This is a genomic window from Halomonas sp. TH-94, from assembly GCF_057473365.1.
On the sequence record NZ_JBYCKL010000095.1, the window covers coordinates 34,302 to 55,623 of the forward strand.

General features: G+C 64.0%; 22 protein-coding genes. 8 read left to right on the forward strand and 14 right to left on the reverse strand.

Translation table 11 applies throughout. The features are described from left to right. Positions 1-147 precede the first annotated feature (147 nt). A complete protein-coding gene (locus AC2VNO_RS16915; RefSeq protein ID WP_486935231.1) occupies positions 148-765 on the forward strand; it encodes a LysE family translocator in 618 nt (205 codons plus the stop codon). 37 nt (positions 766-802) lie between these two features. Here the strand turns inward: AC2VNO_RS16915 and AC2VNO_RS16920 are convergent, their stop codons facing one another. From AC2VNO_RS16920 to AC2VNO_RS16930, 3 genes are all read right to left on the reverse strand, one after another. Further along, positions 803-1,339, reverse strand: a complete 537-nt coding sequence (locus tag AC2VNO_RS16920) for a GNAT family N-acetyltransferase (RefSeq protein WP_486935232.1) — start codon at positions 1,337-1,339, stop codon at positions 803-805. Positions 1,340-1,401: 62 nt separating this feature from the next. Continuing rightward, on the reverse strand, positions 1,402-1,554 hold the full coding sequence (locus AC2VNO_RS16925) for a hypothetical protein (RefSeq protein WP_486935233.1): 153 nt from the start codon (positions 1,552-1,554) through the stop codon (positions 1,402-1,404). Positions 1,555-1,656: 102 nt separating this feature from the next. Further along, positions 1,657-1,788 carry a hypothetical protein gene (locus AC2VNO_RS16930; RefSeq protein WP_486935234.1) on the reverse strand — a complete coding sequence of 44 codons (132 nt, stop codon included), beginning with the start codon at positions 1,786-1,788 and terminating at the stop codon, positions 1,657-1,659. A gap of 54 nt (positions 1,789-1,842) precedes the next feature. On the opposite strand from AC2VNO_RS16930, the gene AC2VNO_RS16935 reads away from it, so the two are divergent. Next, positions 1,843-3,582, forward strand: a complete 1,740-nt coding sequence (locus AC2VNO_RS16935; protein WP_486935235.1) for a bifunctional diguanylate cyclase/phosphodiesterase — start codon at positions 1,843-1,845, stop codon at positions 3,580-3,582. 44 nt (positions 3,583-3,626) lie between these two features. On the opposite strand, the gene AC2VNO_RS16940 is transcribed toward AC2VNO_RS16935, so the two are convergent. Further along, entirely contained in the window at positions 3,627-5,045 is a 1,419-nt protein-coding gene (locus tag AC2VNO_RS16940) for a hypothetical protein (RefSeq protein WP_486935236.1), read from the reverse strand. 183 nt (positions 5,046-5,228) lie between these two features. Here AC2VNO_RS16940 and AC2VNO_RS16945 point away from each other — a divergent pair, with 183 nt between their 5' ends. Then, positions 5,229-5,894, forward strand: a complete 666-nt coding sequence (locus tag AC2VNO_RS16945) for an SDR family oxidoreductase (protein ID WP_486935237.1) — start codon at positions 5,229-5,231, stop codon at positions 5,892-5,894. Between the two features lie 92 nt (positions 5,895-5,986). Continuing rightward, entirely contained in the window at positions 5,987-7,213 is a 1,227-nt protein-coding gene (locus AC2VNO_RS16950; RefSeq protein ID WP_486935238.1) for an MFS transporter, read from the forward strand. Here AC2VNO_RS16950 and phnE (AC2VNO_RS16955) read toward each other — a convergent pair. From phnE (AC2VNO_RS16955) to AC2VNO_RS16980, 6 genes are all read right to left on the reverse strand, one after another. Then, positions 7,206-8,021 (reverse strand): phosphonate ABC transporter, permease protein PhnE, encoded by an 816-nt coding sequence (phnE, locus tag AC2VNO_RS16955; protein ID WP_486935239.1) that lies wholly within the window; start codon positions 8,019-8,021, stop codon positions 7,206-7,208. The genes AC2VNO_RS16950 and phnE (AC2VNO_RS16955) overlap by 8 nt on opposite strands. A 15-nt stretch (positions 8,022-8,036) precedes the next feature. Continuing rightward, positions 8,037-8,798, reverse strand: a complete 762-nt coding sequence (gene phnE / locus AC2VNO_RS16960) for a phosphonate ABC transporter, permease protein PhnE (protein WP_486935251.1) — start codon at positions 8,796-8,798, stop codon at positions 8,037-8,039. Between the two features lie 44 nt (positions 8,799-8,842). Next, entirely contained in the window at positions 8,843-9,679 is an 837-nt protein-coding gene (gene phnC / locus AC2VNO_RS16965) for a phosphonate ABC transporter ATP-binding protein (protein WP_486935240.1), read from the reverse strand. Positions 9,680-9,801: 122 nt separating this feature from the next. Continuing rightward, the gene (gene phnD, locus AC2VNO_RS16970; protein WP_486935252.1) at positions 9,802-10,758 is read right to left on the reverse strand and encodes a phosphate/phosphite/phosphonate ABC transporter substrate-binding protein; all 957 of its coding nucleotides are present in this window, start codon (positions 10,756-10,758) and stop codon (positions 9,802-9,804) included. A 126-nt stretch (positions 10,759-10,884) separates the two neighbouring features. Further along, positions 10,885-11,427, reverse strand: a complete 543-nt coding sequence (locus AC2VNO_RS16975) for a phosphatase PAP2 family protein (protein WP_486935241.1) — start codon at positions 11,425-11,427, stop codon at positions 10,885-10,887. Next, positions 11,399-12,562, reverse strand: a complete 1,164-nt coding sequence (locus tag AC2VNO_RS16980; RefSeq protein WP_486935242.1) for a glycosyltransferase family 4 protein — start codon at positions 12,560-12,562, stop codon at positions 11,399-11,401. The genes AC2VNO_RS16975 and AC2VNO_RS16980 overlap by 29 nt, the downstream gene beginning before the upstream one ends. Positions 12,563-12,756: 194 nt before the next feature. Between AC2VNO_RS16980 and aceK the strand changes: the two genes are divergently transcribed. From aceK to AC2VNO_RS16995, 3 genes are read left to right on the forward strand one after another with little or no spacing between them, the layout of a single operon-like run. Then, the gene (aceK, locus tag AC2VNO_RS16985) at positions 12,757-14,502 is read left to right on the forward strand and encodes a bifunctional isocitrate dehydrogenase kinase/phosphatase (protein ID WP_486935243.1); all 1,746 of its coding nucleotides are present in this window, start codon (positions 12,757-12,759) and stop codon (positions 14,500-14,502) included. A gap of 37 nt (positions 14,503-14,539) precedes the next feature. Next, a complete protein-coding gene (locus AC2VNO_RS16990) occupies positions 14,540-15,274 on the forward strand; it encodes an SIR2 family NAD-dependent protein deacylase (RefSeq protein WP_486935244.1) in 735 nt (244 codons plus the stop codon). Between the two features lie 50 nt (positions 15,275-15,324). Continuing rightward, a complete protein-coding gene (locus AC2VNO_RS16995; protein WP_486935245.1) occupies positions 15,325-16,092 on the forward strand; it encodes a tRNA-uridine aminocarboxypropyltransferase in 768 nt (255 codons plus the stop codon). A 10-nt stretch (positions 16,093-16,102) separates the two neighbouring features. On the opposite strand, the gene AC2VNO_RS17000 is transcribed toward AC2VNO_RS16995, so the two are convergent. Next, positions 16,103-17,533: a sensor domain-containing diguanylate cyclase gene (locus tag AC2VNO_RS17000; RefSeq protein WP_486935246.1), complete on the reverse strand. Its 1,431-nt coding sequence runs from the start codon at positions 17,531-17,533 to the stop codon at positions 16,103-16,105. Positions 17,534-17,717: 184 nt separating this feature from the next. Here AC2VNO_RS17000 and AC2VNO_RS17005 point away from each other — a divergent pair, with 184 nt between their 5' ends. After that, a complete protein-coding gene (locus tag AC2VNO_RS17005) occupies positions 17,718-18,161 on the forward strand; it encodes a transcriptional regulator (RefSeq protein WP_486935247.1) in 444 nt (147 codons plus the stop codon). Positions 18,162-18,163: 2 nt separating this feature from the next. Here AC2VNO_RS17005 and AC2VNO_RS17010 read toward each other — a convergent pair whose 3' ends face one another. The 3 genes from AC2VNO_RS17010 to AC2VNO_RS17020 form a co-directional block, all read right to left on the reverse strand. Continuing rightward, entirely contained in the window at positions 18,164-19,408 is a 1,245-nt protein-coding gene (locus tag AC2VNO_RS17010) for a TraB/GumN family protein (protein WP_486935248.1), read from the reverse strand. Positions 19,409-19,483: 75 nt separating this feature from the next. Then, positions 19,484-20,932 carry a TrkH family potassium uptake protein gene (locus tag AC2VNO_RS17015; RefSeq protein WP_486935249.1) on the reverse strand — a complete coding sequence of 483 codons (1,449 nt, stop codon included), beginning with the start codon at positions 20,930-20,932 and terminating at the stop codon, positions 19,484-19,486. A 43-nt stretch (positions 20,933-20,975) separates the two neighbouring features. Continuing rightward, a partial coding sequence (locus AC2VNO_RS17020) for a TrkA C-terminal domain-containing protein (protein ID WP_486935250.1) occupies positions 20,976-21,322 on the reverse strand: 347 nt, incomplete at its 5' end.

Consider the following 21,322-nt stretch of genomic DNA (forward strand, 5'->3'; position numbering starts at 1 on the left):
TGGGCCGGCACCGTGGCCAGCGGACTGCTGCTGCTGATCGTGGTACTGCTGGCACTGAGACTGTCCTGGTAGATCCTTGCGGGAGCTGGTCAGGTAGGGCGGCCTGGGGCATGATCGTCCTGTTCGACTGACCGAGACGGAACTCCTGTGACCCCTGAAAGCGCACTGATCTACTTCCTGGCCATCTTCATTTTTGCCATCACGCCCGGCCCCGGTATCTTCGCCATCCTGGCGCGAGGCATGGCATCGGGTGTGCGGTCCTGCTGGCCTCTCGCGCTGGGCATGACCGTCAGCGACCTGCTTTATCTCATGCTGGCCTTCCACGGGCTGGCGGTACTGGCCGAACACTGGGGCGAGGCGTTCACTGTGATTCGCTATCTGGGGGCCGGCTATCTTTTCTACCTTGCCTGGAAACTGTGGACCTCGCCCGTCGGTGACGCCGACCTGCCGGCGGGGTCCCGGCGCGTCGACCTCGTGAAGGGCTTTCTGCAGGGCTTTCTCATCTCCGCTTCCAACCCCAAGGTCATCCTCTTCTACATCGCCTTCTTGCCGACCTTCGTCGACCTTGCTGCGCTGGCCTCGGGCGACATGCTGCTGACCGTATCGCTCACTTTCGCGGGCCTGATGCTCGGGCTGATGCTGGTCGCCTTGGGGGCTTCCGGGGCACGCCGTTTTCTGCAAAGCGAGCGAGCCATGAAGGGAGCCAACCGTTCTGCGGGGGCGCTGATGGTAGCGGCAGGCGCTTTCCTGGTGGCCAAGGGCTGATCGTCCCCGGGGGCTGCGCCGTGGCGATCCGCCAACCTCAGGCCAGCCAGTCGCTGCGTTCGAGACGGTAGATGCAGCAGAGGTCGTCGCCCAGGCGGCGCTGTTCGATGAAGCGAAAGCCCAGCCGCTCGTAGAAGCGCTGGGCACGGCGATTCTCGGCGAGAGGGTCGATCAGCACGGCGGAGACCTGGGGGTCGGCGAAGCAGTGCGCCAGGGCCAGCTGCATCATGGTGGTGCCGTACCCTTTACCCAGCTCGTCGGGCTCACCGATCCAGATATCGATGGCACGCAAGCCGTCGCCCACCTCTCCCCAGTAACCGCTATCGTCACGGGCGGGATCCATTATCTGGATGAAGCCGATGGGAAATCCTTCGCGCTCGGCGATGAACTGCTGGCGCCAGTCGACCGGATGGGCCAGCTCGGCTTCCCATTCCCATTTGTCGTTGGGGCTGGCGGCAATGACATGCGGCTGGGTATCCCAGCGCTCCAGTAGGGGGCGGTCCTCGGGAGTTGCGGGGCGTAGGCGCAGCCGCCGCTTGGCATTCACCTCTCTGTTGATAGAGTCAGTTTCCACCAGCGTTTCATTCCCTCTAGAGAGTCTAGCCAAAGCATAGCAGCTGCCGCGCCCATCATCGGTCATTCGGCATTTCGATCTGTGGGGGGCGCCCCGGTCTGGCGCCGACGCCAGCGCTCACGGTGGCGGTGACGAGTCAGGGCATTGCCGTTTGCCAGTTGAACCAGGTACTCGATCTCCTCGTCACTGAGCGGTTCGCGCTGGCGCCGTGACATCGGGCTTCTCCTGTCGAAGATTTGGTCTTCCGACACTAACGCCGGTGGATGACAGACAGATAACGAGCCAGGCCGGGCAAGGCGTGACGTTGATCGAAGCGGTCAGCCTGCCTTCAGCAAGGCGTCGAGCAGCTCATCGTGGCGTTCGGCACGGGTGCCGGCGGCCTCGAACAGCACGAGGGTTGATTCCACTACCAGATGAGGTGCCGACGATATCGGTGCCCTGGTCGTCATGGTTCTGTCATCGATGTGTTGCAATCTCGCCCTGACACCATTTCAGGGCTGACCATGACGACCTCCAACACCGAGGAGAGCGAGCTCAGAGCTATCATAGAGGGCGAGCGGCTCACGCCATGCTTTCAACCCATCGTCGATGTCGCCAGGCAGTGCGTGCACGGCTACGAAGCGCTGATTCGTGGCCCCGAAGGCTCCAGGCTGCACTCTCCAGTGGCCCTGTTCGAGGTGGCAATTCAGTCGGGCCTGCTGGTTGAGCTCGATTTGCTATGCCGCCGCCTGGCGATTGCCGCCTTCGTGCGGCTAGGCTTGCCCGGTAGGCTGTTCCTCAATGTGATGCCGTTGACCATCCTCGAGCGGGACTTCAGCGAGGGGCTGACCCTGGGCTATTTGCGCGACCATGGGCTCGCTCCCAATCGTGTCGTCATCGAGCTCACCGAACATCTGCCGATCACCGATTACGTGCTGATGCGCCAGGCGGTGGAGCACTATCGCGAGATGGGCTTTCAGGTTGCGCTGGACGACCTGGGGGCCGGCCATTCGAGTCTGCGTCACTGGGCCGAGCTGCGCCCCGACTTCGTCAAGCTCGACCGCCACTTCATCACCGGCATCGATCAGGACCCCGACAAGCGGCAGTTCCTGCGCTCGATTCTCGATGTGTCGCGCAGCCTCGGCTGCCAGCTGATAGCGGAAGGCGTGGAAACCGCCGAGGAGTACCGCTCGCTGTGGGAGCTGGATCGCAGCCTGTCGCTGCTGCAAGGCTACTACTTTGCCCGTCCCAGCCAGACCCCGTCGCGAGATATCGGCCGCTCACTGCCGGTCGGAGCCTCGGCCCGTCACGGACTGGTACGCAGCGCCCACACCATCATGAAGTCGCTGGCACCGATCGAACCGCGCATGCCGGTACTGGAATTGAGCGAACGGTTTCGTGGCGAGCCGAGCCTGCGCTGTGTGGCGGTGGTGGAAAACGGCAGGCCGGTCGGTGTGGTGCGGCGCAGTGAATTTCTTACCCTGTTCACCAATCCCTATAGTCATGCCCTGTTCGCCAAGCGTCTGGTGCGGGAGATGTGCGATTCGCGCTTCGCCGTGGCCGTCGATGAAATGCCGCTGACCCTGCTCAGCCAGCAGCTCACCGACAGTGAGGATGTGCCCCAGGAGGATTTCGTCATCGTCGACGGCGAGGGCCGCTATCGCGGCATGGGTAATATCGTCGACCTGCTTCGCGAGATCACCGCCATTCAGGTGCGCCAGGCGCGCCATGCCAATCCGCTCACCGGCCTTCCGGGGAACCTGATGATCAACGAGACGCTGAGCGAATGGCTGGAGCATGGCAAGGTATTCACTGCCGTCTACTGCGATCTCGACAACTTCAAGGCCTATAACGACGCCTACGGCTATGCGCGGGGCGACCGGGTGATCCTGGCACTGGCTCAACTGCTCGATGAGCAGGTCGGCAAGAAGGGGTTCATCGGCCACATCGGCGGCGACGACTTCATGCTGCTACTGGACGATGCCGATTGGAAGGCGCGCTGCCACCGTATTCTGACAGCATTCGGCGCCATGGCGTCGGACTTCTACGATGCGCAGGATCGCCGAGCAGGCGGGGTACGGGTCGAGAATCGGCAGGGCCGCGTGACTTTCTATCCCTTCGTCAGTCTGTCGCTGGCGGCAAGGCCGGTAAGTGATGGTCGCGGCTGTGACGTCCTGGCAATATCCGAAGATCTTTCCGAGCTCAAGCAGCAGGCCAAGCGGCAAGCCGGTAACAGCCTTTTCATTGAACGGCGCGGCAGGTGAGAGCCGGCCCCGCTGAGCAAGCGAGGCCGGCTGGATTTCTTCGTCTATTCGACGCTGAGCTGGAGGGTAAAGCTGCCGCCTTCGCTATTGCCGTAGGCTCGGGCGGTGGCGCGGTAGGTGCCCGCATCCAGGTGGGTACTGATGCGAGAGTTCATGCCTTCGCCGCCGTCGTCATCGCTGAGGAAGAGGCCGTTTCCATCGAGTTCGAGGAAAGCGTCGAAGTCGTCCGAGTGCAGATCGAGGCGATAGTGGCCAGGCTCTTCGATGACTACCTCATAGACATTGCGTGCACCTGGCTCCAGCCAGGCCTGCAGCGCACGGCCGCTTTCGAGCTGCCCTTCATTGGCGATTTCGTCGAGGGCGACGGCGCCGGCACGCAGTTCGAACAGGCCGCTGCCATGGCCACTGTGGCTGCGGGCCATGACGGAGTAGTCACCCGCTTCCAGAGGACGCATCAGTCGTGCGTTCAGCCCTTCGCCGCCATCGTCGTCGCTGACGAAGACGCCTTCACCGTGCAGCTCGAGGAAGGCATCGAAGTCGGACGAGAGCATGTCCAGCGTGATTACCGCAGGGGCTTCGAGATGCAGCCTATACTCGAGCGCGGCGCCGCTGTACCAGCCGAACAAGGGCTCCTCGATCATCAGCTCGCCGCTGTTACGCAGTGACTCTCCGCTGGCCAGCTCGTGAGGGCCAAGTTCCAGTGTGTAAAGACCGCTCCCCTGGCCGTAGGCGCTGCGGGCGGTGAGGCGATATTCACCAGGTTCCAGGAAGTCGGCGATGCGCGCATCGAAGTTGCCGGCGCTGTCATCGTCTTCGCGCTGATAGCCATTGGGGCCTTCGAGCACCAGGTAGGCGTCCACGTCGCTCGACCGCATTTCGATCTGATAGAGGCCGCTCTCTTCTATCGTGACGGTGTAGGTATCACCCCCGTCCTGCAGCCAGCCGTCGGCTCGTGAGGGCATGGCCAGGGTGTCTTCGGTGGTGAGCTCCATCTGCCGGCTGGAGAGGGTGAAGGGGCCGTAGCTGTGCATGTCCTGGCCGCTTACCACCAGCACATAGTCACCGCTCTCGTCGATACGGCGCCGCAGCGAGGCAGCGGCGGGCGCTTCGTAATAGGCCGGGCCGGCACTGGCCGCGAGCAATTGCAGTTCGGGATCGTAGAGCGTGAGGCTTCCGTGCAAGGGGCCGCCCAGTTCGATCTCGATCAGGGTGCCTTCCTCCAGCGGCAGGCGGAAGCGCTCGAAGCGACTGCCATCCTTGCCATTGAGCTCACTGGCGGAGGTGAGCTCGCCACGCAGGCGCTCGCCCAACTGGAGCGCGGGCGATGAGGCGGTATCGGCAACGGCAGTCTCGATGGCCGGAGTAGCGCTCAAAGCGCTATCCGGTAGCTGCCAGCCGACGACCAAACCAATGGCGGCACCGCCCAAGGCGGCAAGAGTGATGGAGGAGGCGCGTTTGGCCATGAAAGCGTCCTTGTTCGATGGCAGGCATCGGTGAGGGGCCCCGGGATGGGGGGAGGTTACATTGGGTAACCATTATAAACTGGCCTGTGCGTTGAGGGATATGTGCCGAATCGGAACTTGCACTTCGCCCTGCGACAACCACACTGGAGGGCGTCTTCAAGCGAGAACGAGAGGGAAGTCGTCATGGCGTTACGTACGTTGATCACCGGTGCCAACCGAGGCATCGGACTGGCACTGGCCCGCCACTACAGCGCCGCAGGCTGGCAGGTCTTCGCTGTCTGCCGCCAGACGTCTGCCGAGCTGGATGAGGTGGCCGAACAAGTCATCGAGGGTGTCGATGTGACTCGTGCCGAGGATGTGGCGCGGCTTGCCCAGACCCTGCAAGGACTGCACCTGGACCTGCTGATCAACAATGCCGGACTGTTACGCGATGAGTCGTTGGGGTCGCTCGATTTCGCCACCATTCGCGAGCAGATGGAGGTCAACGCCTATGGTCCGCTGAGGGTCACCGAAGCGCTGCTCGACAACCTCGGCTCGGGCAGCAAGGTAGCGAACGTGACCAGCCGAATGGGCTCGATCGCCGACAACGACTCCGGCGGCCGCTACGGCTACCGAGCCTCCAAGGCGGCGCTCAATGCCTTCGGCAAGTCGCTGGCCGTGGACCTCAAGCCCCGCGGCATTGCCGTGGCCCAGCTGCATCCGGGCTATGTTCAGACCCGCATGGTCAACTTCAGTGGTCTGATACCGCCCGAGGAGGCGGCGGCCGGCATCGCCGCGCGCATCGAAGCGTTGACGCTGGAGAACAGCGGCGGTTTCTGGCACAGCAACGGCGAGGCGCTGCCCTGGTAGCGGCAACGAGCGCTACCCTTCGTCAAAGGCGTTGGCGATAGTGCTGAATTTGTGTGTAGGCTAACGGTTTCCGCCCTGCCTCGGAGCCTGCCATGCCAGCCTCGTCCCCCGCTGCCTCGCCTTCATCACCTCGCGCTGAGGCTTGGTGGGTTCTGGCCGCGACCACGTGGGTACAGGTGTTGTGCAGCGGTGGGATGCTGCTGGTACCGACCCTGGCCCCCCAGGTAGCGGCTCACTTTGGCGTACCGACCCGTTGGGTCGGTTTTCAGGTCAGCTTGCTATACGGCATCGCCATGCTTGCCTCATTGCAGTCGGCTGCGGTGGCACGGCGCCTGGGCGGTTGCCGTGCCAGTCAGGTGGCCATGGCGCTGGTCATGGCGGGTTGTATGCTGGCGCTGCTCGGCACCCCGTTGGCCCTATTGAGCACCACACTGCTGCTGGGTCTGGCCTATGGCTTGACCAGCCCCGCAGCGGCAGAGCTGTTGAGCCGCTTCACACCTGCCGAACGCCGCAACCTGGTCTACTCGATCAAACAGACAGGGGTTCCCCTGGGCGGGGTGTTGGCCGGCCTGATGGCGCCGCCCCTGGCGGCTCACTGGAACTGGCAGGCCGCTTTCCTGGCAATAGGTGTCGCTTGTTTGATGACATTGATGCTGCTGCAGTGGCGGCGCTCCTTCTGGGATGCCAGCCGGGACGCGGCCGTACGTATGCAGGGGGTGGGAAGCCTTGGGGTGCTGCGGCGCCACCGACCAATGCGCTGGCTGGGCGCAGCCGGCTTCTGCCTTTCGGCCGCGCAGCTCTCGTTGCTCAGTTTTGCGGTGGCCTTTCTGGTCGAGGAGTTGCTTCTGAGCCTGGTGCTGGCAGGAGCTGTCGTGTCGTTGGTTCATATGGCGGGAGTGACCGGACGAGTGGCCTGGGGAGCGCTGGCCGATCGCATGGGAGGCAGTCTGGCCGTGCTGCTCGGCCTCTCTGGGGCCATCCTGGTGGTGTTCATGCTGCTCGCCCTGCTCGGCCTGATTCTACCCATCTGGATGGTGGTGGTATTGATGGTGGTGGCGGGAGCCACGGCGGTAGGCTGGAATGGCGTCTACCTGGCAGAGGTGGCCAGGCGCTGCCAGCCCGGCGAGGTGGCCGAGGCCACTGCCGCCGTGCTGGTACCCACTTACATGGGCGTGCTGGTGGGGCCGGCGCTATTCACCCTTATCGTCTGGTTGACCGGCAGCTACTCGGTGAGCTTTCTGCTGCCCATGGTGAGTGGCGCCCTGGCTCTCTTCTGTCTGCTGCGCTGCGCGCGGGTCGACGCGGCCGCTATCAGATAATGGCGTGACGTACCCGAGCGGAGATCCACTCAGAGGCGAGCACGGTAACGAAGATCATCACGAAAATGACGCTGACCTGGCTCCAGGCCAGGCTGTTGATCGCGGCGTTGAGCTGCAGGCCGATGCCGCCGGCGCCCACCAGCCCCAACACCGTGGATTCCCGGATGTTGATGTCCCAGCGATAGACGCTGATGCCGGCAAAGGCGGGCATGATCTGGGGCAGCACACCGTAGCTCATCACCTGCAGGCGCCCGGCACCGGTGGCGCTGATCGCTTCGACCGGGGTGGGGTGGATCTCCTCGATGGCTTCGTAGAGCAGCTTGCCGATGAAGCCGATGGAGCGCAGGGCGATGGCGATGATGCCCGCCAGCACTCCGGGCCCCAGGATGGTCACCAGCAGCATGGCCCAGATAAGCGAGTTGATGGAGCGCGACGAGACGATGATCATCAGGGCGGCGCTACGCATCAGCGGGTGCGGCGTGGTGTTGCGGGCCGCCAGGAAGGCCACTGGAAAGGCCATGGCGATGCCGAGCAGCGTGCCCAGGGTGGCGATATTGAGGGTGTCCCACATTGGCTTCCACAGCCGGTGGGCGTAGGCCCACTGGGGCGGTAGCATGCGGCTGATGAGATCACTGCCCTGGCGGCCGGCGTCCTCGACGAACACCCACATGGTGTTGTCGGAGATCACCTTCCAGCACAGCAGGAAGAGACAGGCGCCAACCAGCCAGCCGAGATACTGCAGCCACTGGGTGCGGGTCGTGCGCAGGCGCCAAGTCGGCGTGCCTTGCGGAGTGGTTACAAGAGGCACCAGATTTCTCCTGGGTTACTGAGTCCAGCGACGGATATGGCTCGAGCTGTATTCGCACAGCAGCACGATGGCGATGATGATCAGCAGGATGGCCGCCGAGGTGTCGTATTCGTAGCGGCTGATCGAGGTGTTCAGCGTGGCACCGATGCCGCCCGCCCCGACGATGCCGATCACCGCCGACTCGCGGAAGTTGATGTCGAGGCGGTACATCGAGAGCCCGATCAGTCGCGGCATCACCTGGGGCTGCACGGCGTGGTTCATCGTCTGCCACCAGTTGGCCCCGGTGGCGCGGATCGCTTCCACCTGGCGCCAATCAAGGTCCTCGATGTCCTCGGCCAGCAACTTGGCCATGAAGCCGATGGTGGCGAAGGCCAGGGTGATCATCCCGGCCAGGGGGCCGAAGCCGAACATCACCACGAAAAGTATGGCGATGATGATCTCCTGAAAGGTACGGGACACGGTGATGATGCCGCGGCATACATAGTAGATGGGCCAGGGGGCGATATTGCGCGCCGCGCCCAGGCCTACGGGAATCGACAAGGCCACCCCAATGACGGTCGACGTGAGTGTCATGGTCAGGCTTTCGAGAATCCCAGCGGTGATGTCTCCCTGCCGTGAAACGAAGTCGGGCCGGGTGAAGGCGGCCAGAAAGTTGAGTCCGCGGCTGGCTCCTTCGGCGACCCGCGCCCAGTTGACCTCCACCGAGGCCAGGGCCAGCAACAGATAGGCCGCAAGACCCACGACCAATCCCCAGCGCAGCCTGGGGTTTTCGATCATCGGCAGCCGACGCCACTGGCCCGCCTGGGCTTGGGCTTGGCGGCTCACGAGGCGCCACCCGTGGCCAACGCCAGTCGGGGAGAGGGGGCGATTCCGTGTTCCGGTTCGTGCTGCGTCTCGTCTTCGGGAACCCGGGTGTCCCACTCCTCCTCACCGTAGATGGTGGTGAGCGTTTCCGCGTCCAGTGCCTGGGGGCTGCCATCGAAGACGATCTTGCCGGCACGCAGGCCGACGATGCGATCGGCGAACTGCTGGGCCAAGGCCACGTCGTGGATGTTGATGATGGCGGCCAGATTGCGCTCGGTACACAGCTCGCGGATCAGCCGCATGATCTGCCGTGACGTCTTGGGATCGAGGCTCGCGGTGGGTTCGTCTACCAGCAGCAGGCTCGGGCTCTGTATCAGGGCTCGAGCGATCCCGACCCGCTGACGCTGGCCGCCGGAGAGTGCATCGGCGCGCTTGTCCAGGGCATGGGGCAAGCCTACGCGATCGAGCAGTCGAAAGGCTTCGGCGATATCTTCCCGCGGGTAGCGGCGCAGGAAGCTGCGCCAGAAGCCCACATACCCCAGCCGACCGGAGAGCACGTTCTCCATGACGGTAAGGCGGTCTACCAGGGCGTACTCCTGAAAGATCATGGCCATGGAGCGACGCGCTCGGCGCAGGGCCGAACCGGAAAGCCGGGTCAACTCGGTGTCTTCGAGCCGGATACTGCCGCTGGTGGGCTCCACCAGTCGGTTGACGCAGCGAATCAGGGTGCTCTTGCCGGCCCCGGAGGGGCCGATCAGCGCCATGACCTGGCCGCGTGGCAAGGTGAGGTCGATGTCGGTCAGCGCACGATCCCCGGTGGGGTAGCGCTTGGTGACCTGGGACAGGGTCAGCATGGGTTGCCTCTCTTCATACGCACGGGTCATACGCACGGGTCGGATGGTTTGGCCACCCGACCTCGATTTCATGGCTTCAGTCCGGTGTAAAGCAGAGCTGGAGTCGTCAATACGTCACCGGATCAATCGCAGTCGTAGGTCACACCATTGGCCTCATCGATGGTGCGAATCACTTCCCAATGCTCCTGGTAGGTGATGGGGATGAACTGCGATTCACCGGAATTGGCGAACTCGGCCTGCAGAGCGCTTCCTTCCCAGTCGAAGCTGAAGAAGGCTTCCTTGACCTTCTCGGCCAGCTCAGGATGCAAGTTGTAGACATGGCCATAGCCGGTAGTCGGGAAGGTTTGCGAGGTGTAGATAACTTCGTAGTCGCCCTCATTCACCACGCCGCGTGAGATCATGCGAGCGGCAACGGAGTTGGCGATGGCTGCCGATTCATAATCGCGATTCACCACGCCGAGAACGGAGTTGTCGTGGGAACCTGAGAAGGCGGTAGCGAAGTCCTCATCCGGCACCAGGCCGAACTCGCTGGTCAGCAGCGCCGAGGGTGCCTTGAAGCCGGAGTTCGAGGTAGGTGAGGTGAACGCCATGCTGCGCCCGGCCAGGTCGGCCATGGACTCGATGCCGCTGTCCGGATGGGTGATGATCTCCATCTCGTAGCCGAAGCTGCCGTCTTCGGAAGCCATCATGGCGAACGGTACGAACCCGGAGCAGTTGACCGCTATCGGGTTGGAGCCCGTATTGAAGCCCGCGACGTGCAGGCGGCCAGCACGCATCGCCTCGAGCTGGGCGGCATTGGATTGAACCGGGAAGAACTGCACCCGCTTACCGGTAACTTCTTCCATGTGCGCGAGAAAGCCGGACCACACTTCGGCATAGACTGCCGGGTCCTCGACCGGGGTATAGGCAAATACCAGCGTACTCGGGTCGACCCACTGAGATTCATCGGTGGGGGCATCGGCCACCAGGTCGCCATCGGCATCGGAGAAACGAGGAGCGAGATTGGCACTGGCCTGCAGCGCTGTAGCGGCCAGGATGCCGGCGATAGCGGTGCGCAGCAGAAGAGGGTTGAATCGCATGGACGTCATGACAGTTACCTGTTCAGAGAGTGTGACGAATCGTTACGGCAGCCATCTTGCGGTCCTGGTATGACGACTTCCGGTCGGGTCCGTGACCGTTGCATGACGACGCGATGACGGTACCCTTCAACCGGCCAGATAGAGGCTGACCAGGCCGAAGGCGTAACCGATGGCACCACCGGCGATGACATCGCTGATGTAGTGAAGCCCGAGGCCGACCCGGGAGAGGGCGATCAAGGCCGCCAGCGGCACCAGCAAAGGCAGCAGCCAGGGAGCATGAACGGAGGTCATGACGCAGAACATCACGGCGTGCATGGTGTGTCCGCTGGGAAAGCTGTAACGATCCCGGGCCGGCTCGTTGCAGCGGATGAGGTTGACGAAGGTAATGAAGGGCCGCTCGCGACACAGTCGCGTCTTGACCAGCCGATAGATGAGAATGGCGATGATTCCCGTGGCGGCGTACTGCAGGAAAAAGGCCGGGCCGGCATGGGGCTGGAGTAGCGGCTGGGCGGCAATCAGTGCGACCCAGAGCGGCCAGTCGCCCAAGCGGCTGGACAGGCGCAGCAGTGCTCGCCAGGGCGCATAGAGGCTGAGATTGGCAAAGCGTTGGCACAACCGCCACTCCAGCAGATCGAGCCGATCAAATACCGTAAGGGTGCGTGGGCGCATGACGTATCTCCCGGGCCTGCTCGAGTGTGGAAAGAAAGGTATCGGCGATGGCGGGCCAGCGGCAGACCTGGCTGCGCAAGCGTGCGGCACGGCCCAACTGGGCCCAGCGAGCGGGATGCTGGCACAGCGCAACCGCGGCCTCCTGGAACGCCGCTGCGTTTCCTGCCGATACGGTAATCCCATGGCTGCCACTCTCGATGAGCTCGGCAGCTGCCGCATGGTGGTAGGAAACCACGGCCAGGCCGCTGGCCATGGCTTCGGGCACCACGTTGCCCCACGTCTCCGAGAGCGAAGGGAACAGAAACAGATCGGCACTGGCGTAATGCCGCGCCAACTCTTCCGGCGATATGAAACCGGTGAAGTGCACCTCCGGCAGGGCCTTTTCGAGCGAACGGCGTGCAGGTCCGTCTCCGACGATCACCTGAACCATATCGGGACGAGCACTGCGCATGGCATGCAGCGTTTCGCGCAGCAGCGTAAGGTTCTTCTCCGGCGCCAGTCGGCCAACGTGCAGTGCCACGGGGGTATGGGCATCTGCTCCCCAGCGGCGACGCAGCTGGGCGCAGCGTAGATCGGGCGAGAAGCGCTCCTGGTCGATACCGCGCCCCATCACTTCAAGACGCTGGAAGCCCTGGTTGCCGAGCTCGTCTGCCTGCTGGCGGGTAGGCACGAGGGTGATCTGGCAGCCGTTGTGGAAGTGCCGCAGTCCACGCATCAATGCCGGAGCCAACCATGGCAGGCCGTAGTCACTACAGTAATGGTCGAAGTTGGTGTGCCAGCCGGCCACTAGTGGAATGCCCAAGCCCCTGGCCACACGCCTCGCCGACCAGCCCAGGGGACCCTGAGTGGCCAGATAGATCACATCTGGTCGCTGTGCCTGCCAAAGTCGCCTGAGGCGTCTGCCTGCAGGCATGCCGATGCGCACGGCGCGGTAGCCGGGGATCCCGATCCCGCGCACTTGCAGCTCGGCCTGCATTCCCGGTGGACGCCCTCGTGCCTTGCCGCTTGCCGGGCGGGGGCGGACGAGCTGCATGGCCACCCCGCGTTCTTGAAGCTCGCGGCTCAGCTGTACAAGGGTATGAGCGACGCCATTGATATCGGGTGACCAGGTCTCGCTGACCAGACAGATTCGCATGGCATCCTCCTTGCCTCGACTCACGCCCGAGCATGTCATTGGCGCATGACGACTCTGCGACAGGGCGATGATGAATGCATGACGGGCGTCTTCATCGCCTCTTGTCGCTGGACTACAGCCGCCACCACCATGGTTGGCTCGCATCCCGGGCGAGAATTGGCGAAGCTGTCGACCTACGCTGCCCGGAGTCCGCCATGAAGCATTCCCCCGCCTATCGTCTTGCCGCGACCATCCTGCACGGCTTCGATGAGTACCGTACCCGCTTCAAGGAGATCACCGCCGATGCGAGCCGGCGTTTTCGCGATGCCGCCTGGCGCGAGGCGCAGCAGGCGTCGGCCGAGCGTATCAATCTCTATGAAGAGAAGGTCGGCGAGACCCTGGGGCGGCTTCGGCGCGCTCTGCCCGAGGAGGAGCTTACCCACTGCGAATGCTGGCGTGAGGCCAGGAACCACTATGCCGAGCTGATCAGCGAGCGACTCGATTACGAGCTGGCCGAGACCTACTTCAATTCGTTGTTCTGCTCGATCTTTCATCATCGCCATATCCGTAACGACTGGATGTTCGTCTACAGCTCTCGCGACGCGGCGGCTCACCACTCGGGACTAGAGCCGTGTCGACGCCGCCGAGTGGAAGGCGATTGGGCGGGCGCGGTTCGTTGGGCGCTGACCGAGGCGCCGTTCGAGACACCCTTCGAGGATCTGGAGCGGGATGCGGGTCTGGGTGGCGACTTTCTGCGCGGGCATTTGCCTTCAGCGATTCTCGAGGCGCCGGATGTCGAGGTGGAGCTGCTCAACAGCGTCTTCTATCGCAACAAGGGCGCTTATCTGGTGGGGCGCATTCGCGGGGCGGGGGAGCAGGTGCCATTGGTGCTGCCGATCCTGCACGAACAGGGCGAGGGGCTGCACCTCGATACGGTGCTGATCGAGTCGGATGAGGTCTCGATCATCTTCTCCTTCACTCGCGCCTACTTTCAGGTGGAAGTACAGGTGCCGGGGGAATTCGTCGACTACCTGCAGGAGCTGATGCCCGACAAGCCCGAGGGCGAACTCTATTCGGCCATCGGCTTCTTCAAGCATGGCAAGACCGAGTTTTTCCGCGCGCTTAACCGTCAGGTGGCCAAGCGCGAGGATCAGTTCATCATTGCACCCGGCGTTCGCGGTATGGTCATGGCGGTGTTCGTACTGCCCTCGTCTCGTACCGTGTTCAAGATCATCAAGGACCGCTTCGACCCGTCCAAGGAGATGAGCCACGACACCGTGCGCGAGAAGTACCGGCTGGTGAAGCGCCACGACCGGGTCGGGCGCATGGCCGATACGCAGGAATTCTCCAATTTCATTGCGCGCAAGGATCACTTCGCCCCGGAGTGCCTGGACCATTTGCTGGAGGTGGCGCCTTCCACCGTGCAGCTGCGGGGCGACAAGGTGATCATCAAGCACTGCTACACCGAGCGGATGATGACACCGCTCAATCTCTATATCGAGCAGTGCGGTGAGCAGGAAATGCGTGCGGTGCTCAAGGATTATGGCAATGCCATCAAGCAGATGGCCGCTGCCAACATCTTTCCTGGCGACATGTTGCTGAAGAATTTCGGCGTCACCCGACACGGCCGGGTGATCTTCTACGACTACGATGAGGTGTGCTACCTCACAGAATGCAACTTCCGTCACATTCCCGAAGCGATGTACCCCGAGCAGGAACTCTCCAGTGAACCGTGGTACTCGGTAGGGCCTAATGATATTTTCCCCGAGGAGTTCGGCCCGTTCCTGTTCGCCGACCTCAAGCTGCGCAAGCTTTTCTACCAGCTGCACGCGGAGCTTTTCGACGCCGACTACTGGAAAGGGTTGCAGCAGGCGATCATCGACGGGCGAGTGATCGACGTCTATCCCTATCGCAACAAGCAGCGTTTCAGCGCCGGCGAGGAGAACGGCTTGGTCTATTGAGCGCGTTGAATGGCAGCGCGATGACGTGAGGAGGCACATGGCAGAGGCAAGGCGCCCCCATCTAGTGGTCTTCACCGGCTCTGGCATCAGTGCCGAGAGCGGTATCCAGACGTTTCGCGCCAGCGACGGCATGTGGGCCGAGCATCCCATCGACGATGTTGCCACGCCCCAGGCCTGGCGGCGCGACCCCGCACGAGTGCTCGAATTCTACAACCTGCGCCGAGACCAGGTGCGCCGGGCGCGCCCCAATGCCGCTCACAAGGCGCTGGCGGCGCTCGAGCGACAGGGCTTCCGTGTCAGCATCATCACTCAGAACATCGACGACCTGCATGAACGCGCCGGCTCGCGCAACGTCTTGCACCTGCATGGCGAGATCCTCAAGGCGCGCTCCACGGTGGATAGTCGCATGCAGTACCCGCTGCCGCGCGGCGGAATCCAGCTCGGCGACATCTGCGACAAGGGCAGTCAGCTGCGCCCCGACGTGGTGTGGTTCGGCGAGAGCGTGCCGCATTTCGCCGATGCCTGTGACATCGTCGCCGAGGCGGATATGCTACTGGTGGTGGGCACGTCGCTTGCGGTCATGCCGGCCGCTTCGCTGCTCGAACACACGCCGCTGGATGTCCCCAGCCTGCTGGTAGACCCCGAAGCCGAGGCGCTGGCGCCCCCGGGCGTGACCCGCATCAGCCAGCTTGCCGGCAAGGGCGTGCCGGCACTGGTACGCCATTGGCGGCGCGAGGGGAGGTTGTGGGTGCCCCAGACCCTGCTGGGTTGAGCGGACAGGCATGCTAGAATGCTGCCCCTTTGGCGCAATGGCAGGCCCGCATGGCAGATCGCGATTTGCAGACGACCCTTGACCCCGCTGCCGGGCTTTCTCGTGACCCCGCCACCGGTCATCCACGCCCCCCACGGCGCGAGTTCAAGGCGCGGGGCAGCTTCACCGAGCGTTGCCCCGGCTGCCAGCTGCCGGTGCTCAACTGCCTCTGTCCCTATCGTATCAGTGCCGAAAGTGAGGCGCGTATCTGGCTGGTCACGCACCCGCTGGAGCATCTCAAGCCGACCAATACCGGGCGCTTGATCCGCGATGTGCTGCCGACGACCGAAGTCTTTACCTGGTATCGCACCGCGCCGGACGAGCGGCTCTTGGCCCTGCTCGACGATGCGCGCTACGCCCCCTTCGTGATCTTTCCCGATGACCAGCCCGATTATGCCGATCGCGTCGTGGGCATGGAGGCGGTCGGTGAGGTCAAGACGAACGGCCGGATACCGGTGTTCATTCTGCTCGATGGCACCTGGCGTCAGGCGCGGCGGATCTTTCGCAAGAGCGTTTACCTCGATGGGCTGCCGGTGTTGCCTCTGGCGACCCAGCGCATGACCCGCTATCAGTTGCGCAAGCCCGCGTCCCAGGCCCATCTGTGTACTGCCGAGGTAGCGGCCGAGTTGCTGCGCCAGAGCGGCGACGTCGATGCCGCCCAGGTGCTCGACGACTACTTCGACGCCTTCAACGTCAGCTACGCCGCCAGTCGCCGCTACGAGAAGATCGAGACGCCCACCGCGGCGATGCGTAGGCTGCTGGCGTACCGGGCCGAATGAAGCGGTAGCGCTAGGCGTCGAGTGCCTGGGTTCGCACGCAGGCGCGGCCCGCCCGCTTGGCGCAGTACATTGCCCTGTCGGCGCGTTGCACCAATTTACGCGAGGTATCCCCAGGCTGGCTGACGGCAATGCCGAAGCTGGCGGTGACCCGGCCGACGGGAGCGATGCGGCATTCGTTGAGGGAGCGGCACAGGCGCCAGGCCAGCTCCTGTGCCAGTTCCAGGTCGCAGCCGGGCACCACGGCGATGAACTCCTCGCCGCCCCAGCGGCCGAGATGATCGCTGTCGCGCAGCTGAGCCTGGGCAATCTGGGCCACCCGGTGCAGCACCTGGTCGCCCACGCCGTGACCATGGGTATCGTTGATCGATTTGAAATGATCGATATCGAAAAGCAGCAAGGCCAGGGGGCTACCGCCTTTATCGGCCATTGTCAGCTCGGCTTCGAGAAGGCGTTCGATACGATGGCGATTCGCCACCTGGGTCAGCGGATCGGTATAGGCCAGCCACTGGAGCCTGGTATTGCGTTCGTGAAGCTCACGGTAGCGATGTCGGGTTTCCCGCTTCTGGTTTAGCAGTGCCCCGCGCAGCGCAGCAAGCTGAGCGAGCTGCAAAATCAGGTGGCGCAGGGGGGGAGCCAGGTGGCGCGGCTGGCGGTCCCGACAGATCGCCAGGCTGCGGCCCGGGGTCGTCTCGTCGAGATCGAGGATCAAGGCCGCGCGAGCCTGGCGGCCGGACAGCCACGCCATCAGCGGTGGCGGCGGCAGGCATAGTGGGCACTGCGACAGGTCGGGTTGCGGCCCCGGTGTCCTTTCCAGTCCGATCGGTTCCGCCTGGCTGTCGACCAACACCATGGGCGCGGTGGTGCGACGGCCCACGGCGCTCGGAAAGGGCTCGAAACGCGTGCCTTCCTGACCCAGCCGCACGCTGTGTCCGCCATACTCATGACTATAGAGGGTGCAGGATTCGAAGCCGGTCAGTGCGTGCAAGGCCCGCAGCAAGTGTGCATAGAGCTCACTGACGCTGCTGGCCTGAGCGATACGCATCCCCCAGGCGTAGCCGAGGCCCGGAAGCTCGTGACTATCTCCTGGCTGGGGCTCCACTCCCAGGATGACATGCCGTCCTGTCGTGTGCGTGGAGACATAGAGATGCCGCGAAGTCACGCCCGCCTGACCCGAGGGAATCGTCATGCCGGGAGCGCCCTTGGCCAACGCGCTTGCCAAGGCCGTGGCGATATTCGCACCCAGTACCTTTTCGGGCGGCTGACCGAGCGCTTCGGCGGGCGTCAGGCCGAAGAAGCGAGAGAGATTGGCACTGGCCAGGCGGATGCCCTGCCAGTCGCTGTCGAATGCTATGAGACAACCATGAGGCTGGACCGCCTCGACGGGGGGCGGTGCGGACGGGCGAATGCTCGCATCGAGTTCCCTATCAAGCGAGTCCGGCATGGGATTTCCCTGTTGTGTACCCGGCAGCGGATGGCTGCCGTTCCTCCCTATTGCGTGCCTTGCCCACTGGGATGTCCGGCAAGAAACGCGAGGGCACCGACATGCAGAAAGTAAACCATTTGTTGTTGTGTATTATCAACCGTTGGTTCAACTGCGTTCGTGGCGAGCGCGGCACATTCCTGCGATGAATGAAAAGATCGCCTTCGCCGAACGACTGGCTGCCGCCATGCGTGCAGCCGGCTACGAGCCGCGCCCAGCCGTGCTGGAGCGGGAATTCAACCTGCGTTACTGGGGCAAGCCGGTAACGCTGCAGGGGGTACGTCGTTGGCTGTGCGGGGAGACCCTGCCTCAACAGGAGAAATTGCAGGTCTTGGCCGAGTGGCTGGGGGTGGAGCCGCAGACGCTCCGCTATGGCGATAGCGAGGGCTATCGGGTGAGTGAGCCGCGCGGTGCCTGGGACCCGTCGATCAGTGCCGAAGAGCGGCGAGTGCTGCAACGCTACCTGGCCCTGCCGGTGGATCAGCGCAAGGTGGTGGCCCGAGTCATCGAGGCCTTCGACCAGGCCGAACGAAACGACCCGGGCGCAGGCCGGACAGGTCCAGGCAGGGGCCCCGACGAGAGCGCTTGACTCTAGGTCGGGCTGCCCATCAGCGCGCCGGCAATACGAAAGCCCGCCACCCAAGTGCCCGCAGCGGAGCCCAGGGTCGCGAACAGGAACACCAACAGCGTGCGCGAAACGCGGTTGCGCCACCACCCCTTCAGCTCGGTGACGTCATGCCGCAGGGTCGAGAAGTCGTGCACCTTGGGCTTGCGCAGCCACAGCTCGACTCCGGCGGCGACGAAGCCGGCACCGATGGTAGGGTTGAGCGAGGTCAATGGCGCGGCCACCATGGTGGCCAGTACCGTTACCGGGTGGGCCAGGGCGACCAGCGTGGCCAGCCCCGAAAGTACCCCGTTGATCAGGAACCATTCGCCGACCAGCTGCCAGCCGAGTTCGGTATTGCGCGAAAAGCCGATGGCGAAGCCGGTGAGCACCAGCGCCGTGATCAGCCACGGCAGGGCGCGCCACACCTTGGACGGAGGCGGGGTGGCCTCAAGCGCCTGGCGCTCTACCTGTGGAGCTTCGGGCAGAGGCGACTCGAGATGTTCGACCATGCCTTTCATATGGCCCGCACCGATGACCACCAGCACGTTGCCGTAGCGCCCGGGGGGGGCTTGCTCCGCCAGGCGCAGCACCATGTAGCGGTCGCGCTCGGTAATCAGCGGGGTATAAAGTGCCTTCGACTCGGCGGCGAACTCGCTGAAGGTCGACTCCAGCACGTCACCCTCCTTCAGTCGCTCGATCTCCTCGGGCTTGACCTCCTGGCGCGACATCACGCTGCCCAGCAGGCCGGTGAACAGCGACATGCGCTGCCACCAGGGTACGTTGTGATAGATACGCTTGAGCGTCACGCCCACGTCGCGGTCGACGAGCAGCAGCGGCAGGTCGTGTGAGCGAGCTTCCTCGAGGGCGGCACGCATTTCCGCGCCTGGTTCGATACCGGACTGCTCGGCTACGCGCTGCTGGAAGGCGCCCAGCGCCAGGTTGGCGGCCACCATGCCGGCCTTGCCCTGACGGAAGATTTCGAAAAGATCCTGCTGAGCCAGGGCATCCGGGTTGCTGAGGTTGTGGTGGCGGGCATCGCACAGCTCGATGGCCACGGCGTCGAATTCGCCGGAGCGAATCATCCGGCGCACATCCTCGGCGCTTTCGGCAGAGACGTGGGCGGTCCCCAGCAGGGTGTAACGAGAGCCGCCCACCTCGACGACACGATGGGGGCCGCTGATGGCGCCTTCCTGGCGCGGGTCGGTCACGGGTTCCTGGGAGTCGGTCATGAACGCTCGGGTCGCAAGGGATGAAGATACGATTATCCACGAAGCCGAGCCCTGCACCAAACCCGGCGCCGCCGATCAACGTCGCCAGAAGGCGGGCGTGAACAGTACCAGTACGGTGAAGATCTCCAGGCGGCCGAGCAGCATCGCCACCACCAGGATCCACTTGGCGAGCTGGGGAAGTTCGCCGTAGTTCTCGGACGCCTCGCCCAGGGCGGGCCCCAGGTTGTTGAGCGACGAGGCTACCGTCGACCAGGCGGTGACCTGGTCTACGCCGGTGGCCATCACCCCCACCAGCATCAGGAAGAACAGCATCAGGTAGGCCGAAAAGAACCCCCACACCGCCTGGGCGATACCGTCGGGCACGCTCACCTTGCCTACCTTCACCGCGATCACCGCGCTGGGATGGATCAGGCGCATCACCTCGCGCATGCCCTGTTTCATGATCAGGATGATACGGATCACCTTCATGCCGCCGCCGGTGGAGCCGGAGCAGCCGCCGACGAAGGCGGCCATGAACAGCAGAAAGGGCAGCGCCCCAGGCCAGCCCGAGAAGTCGGCCACGCCGAAGCCCGCAGTGGTGGCGATGGAAACCGCCTGGAACAGACCGTGGCGCAGGCCGCGCTCTGTGTCGTAGGTGCCGGTCAGCCACAGCGAGACCACCGCGATGACGATCAGCCCGGAAAGGAACAGCAGCAGAAAGCGCGCTTCCGGATCGTGCAGGTAGTGGCTGAGCTGCCTGCCCCGCCAGGCCAGGAAGTGCAGGCTGAAGCTCATGGCCGAGACGATCAGGAAGAACACGCAGATGAGCTCGATCACGGCACTGTCGAAGTGGCCGATGCTGGCATCGTAGGTGGAGAAGCCGCCGATGGCCACGGTGGAGAAGCTGTGGCCCAGGGCGTCGAACCAGTTCATGCCGGCGGCCAGGTAGGCAAGGAAGCAGGTCAGCGTCAGGGCGGCGTAGATGTACCACAGCGCTTTGGCCGTCTCGGTGATGCGCGGGGTCAGCTTGGAGTCCTTGAGTGGGCCCGGGATCTCGGTGCGATAGAGCGCCATGCCGCCTACCCCCAGGGTCGGCAGGATCGCCACTGCGAGCACCACGATCCCCATGCCGCCGAGCCACTGCAGCTGCTGGCGATAGTAGAGCACCGATTCGGGCAGGAATTCGATGCCGGTGATGACCGTGGCGCCGGTGGTGGTCAGCCCCGAGAACGACTCGAACACCGCGTCGGTGGGCGCCAGGGCGGCGTCCCCGGTGAGCATGAAGGGTAGCGAACCGAACAGCCCCAGTACGCTCCAGAACAGTGCTGCAATCAAGAAGCCGTCGCGAATGCGCAGCTCCTTGCGCGCGTTGCGATTGGGCAGGTACATCACCAGACCGGTCATCACGGTGATCATGATGGCGATCATGAAGGCATCCCACTGGCCATCGCCGAACAGCAGCGAGATCAGGATAGGCGGCATCATGGTCAGGCTGAACATCATCAGCAGCAGGCCGAGGATGCGAAGAATGACTCGCAGGCTCATCGTGCGGCGTTCCCTGCGTCGCGGGGTGTCATCGAGCCGTCCATCAGAAGAACGTCAGCCCGACCTGGAACAGCCGCTCGACGTCACGGATGCGGCGCTTGTCGATAACGAACAGGATCAGGTGGTCGCCCGATGCCACCACCACGTCGTCATGGGCGATCAGCACCTCCTTGCCGCGTACGATGGCGCCGATGGTGGTGCCCCGGGGCAGGTCGATCTCGCCGATGGCCCGGCCCACCACCTTCGACGACTGCATGTCGCCGTGGGCGATGGCCTCGATGGCCTCGGCGGCGCCGCGGCGCAGCGAGTGCACGTTGACGATGTCGCCACGCCGCACGTGGGTCAGCAGGCTGCCGATGGTGGCCTGCTGCGGCGAGATGGCGATGTCGA

What these genes read in the sequence shown, in the direction of transcription:
- AC2VNO_RS16980 (WP_486935242.1), bottom strand. Translation starts at nt 12,562, where the DNA reads ATGCGAATCTGTCTGGTCAGCGAGACCTGGTCACCCGATATCAATGGC.
- phnD (WP_486935252.1), bottom strand. Translation starts at nt 10,758, where the DNA reads ATGCGATTCAACCCTCTTCTGCTGCGCACCGCTATCGCCGGCATCCTG.
- aceK (WP_486935243.1), top strand. Translation starts at nt 12,757, where the DNA reads ATGAAGCATTCCCCCGCCTATCGTCTTGCCGCGACCATCCTGCACGGC.
- phnC (WP_486935240.1), bottom strand. Translation starts at nt 9,679, where the DNA reads ATGCTGACCCTGTCCCAGGTCACCAAGCGCTACCCCACCGGGGATCGT.
- AC2VNO_RS16935 (WP_486935235.1), top strand. Translation starts at nt 1,843, where the DNA reads ATGACGACCTCCAACACCGAGGAGAGCGAGCTCAGAGCTATCATAGAG.
- phnE (WP_486935251.1), bottom strand. Translation starts at nt 8,798, where the DNA reads ATGATCGAAAACCCCAGGCTGCGCTGGGGATTGGTCGTGGGTCTTGCG.
- AC2VNO_RS16950 (WP_486935238.1), top strand. Translation starts at nt 5,987, where the DNA reads ATGCCAGCCTCGTCCCCCGCTGCCTCGCCTTCATCACCTCGCGCTGAG.
- AC2VNO_RS16930 (WP_486935234.1), bottom strand. Translation starts at nt 1,788, where the DNA reads ATGACGACCAGGGCACCGATATCGTCGGCACCTCATCTGGTAGTGGAA.
- AC2VNO_RS17015 (WP_486935249.1), bottom strand. Translation starts at nt 20,932, where the DNA reads ATGAGCCTGCGAGTCATTCTTCGCATCCTCGGCCTGCTGCTGATGATG.
- AC2VNO_RS16990 (WP_486935244.1), top strand. Translation starts at nt 14,540, where the DNA reads ATGGCAGAGGCAAGGCGCCCCCATCTAGTGGTCTTCACCGGCTCTGGC.
- AC2VNO_RS16940 (WP_486935236.1), bottom strand. Translation starts at nt 5,045, where the DNA reads ATGGCCAAACGCGCCTCCTCCATCACTCTTGCCGCCTTGGGCGGTGCC.
- AC2VNO_RS16975 (WP_486935241.1), bottom strand. Translation starts at nt 11,427, where the DNA reads ATGCGCCCACGCACCCTTACGGTATTTGATCGGCTCGATCTGCTGGAG.
- AC2VNO_RS17005 (WP_486935247.1), top strand. Translation starts at nt 17,718, where the DNA reads ATGAATGAAAAGATCGCCTTCGCCGAACGACTGGCTGCCGCCATGCGT.
- AC2VNO_RS17000 (WP_486935246.1), bottom strand. Translation starts at nt 17,533, where the DNA reads ATGCCGGACTCGCTTGATAGGGAACTCGATGCGAGCATTCGCCCGTCC.
- AC2VNO_RS16995 (WP_486935245.1), top strand. Translation starts at nt 15,325, where the DNA reads ATGGCAGATCGCGATTTGCAGACGACCCTTGACCCCGCTGCCGGGCTT.
- AC2VNO_RS16945 (WP_486935237.1), top strand. Translation starts at nt 5,229, where the DNA reads ATGGCGTTACGTACGTTGATCACCGGTGCCAACCGAGGCATCGGACTG.
- AC2VNO_RS16925 (WP_486935233.1), bottom strand. Translation starts at nt 1,554, where the DNA reads ATGTCACGGCGCCAGCGCGAACCGCTCAGTGACGAGGAGATCGAGTAC.
- AC2VNO_RS17010 (WP_486935248.1), bottom strand. Translation starts at nt 19,408, where the DNA reads ATGACCGACTCCCAGGAACCCGTGACCGACCCGCGCCAGGAAGGCGCC.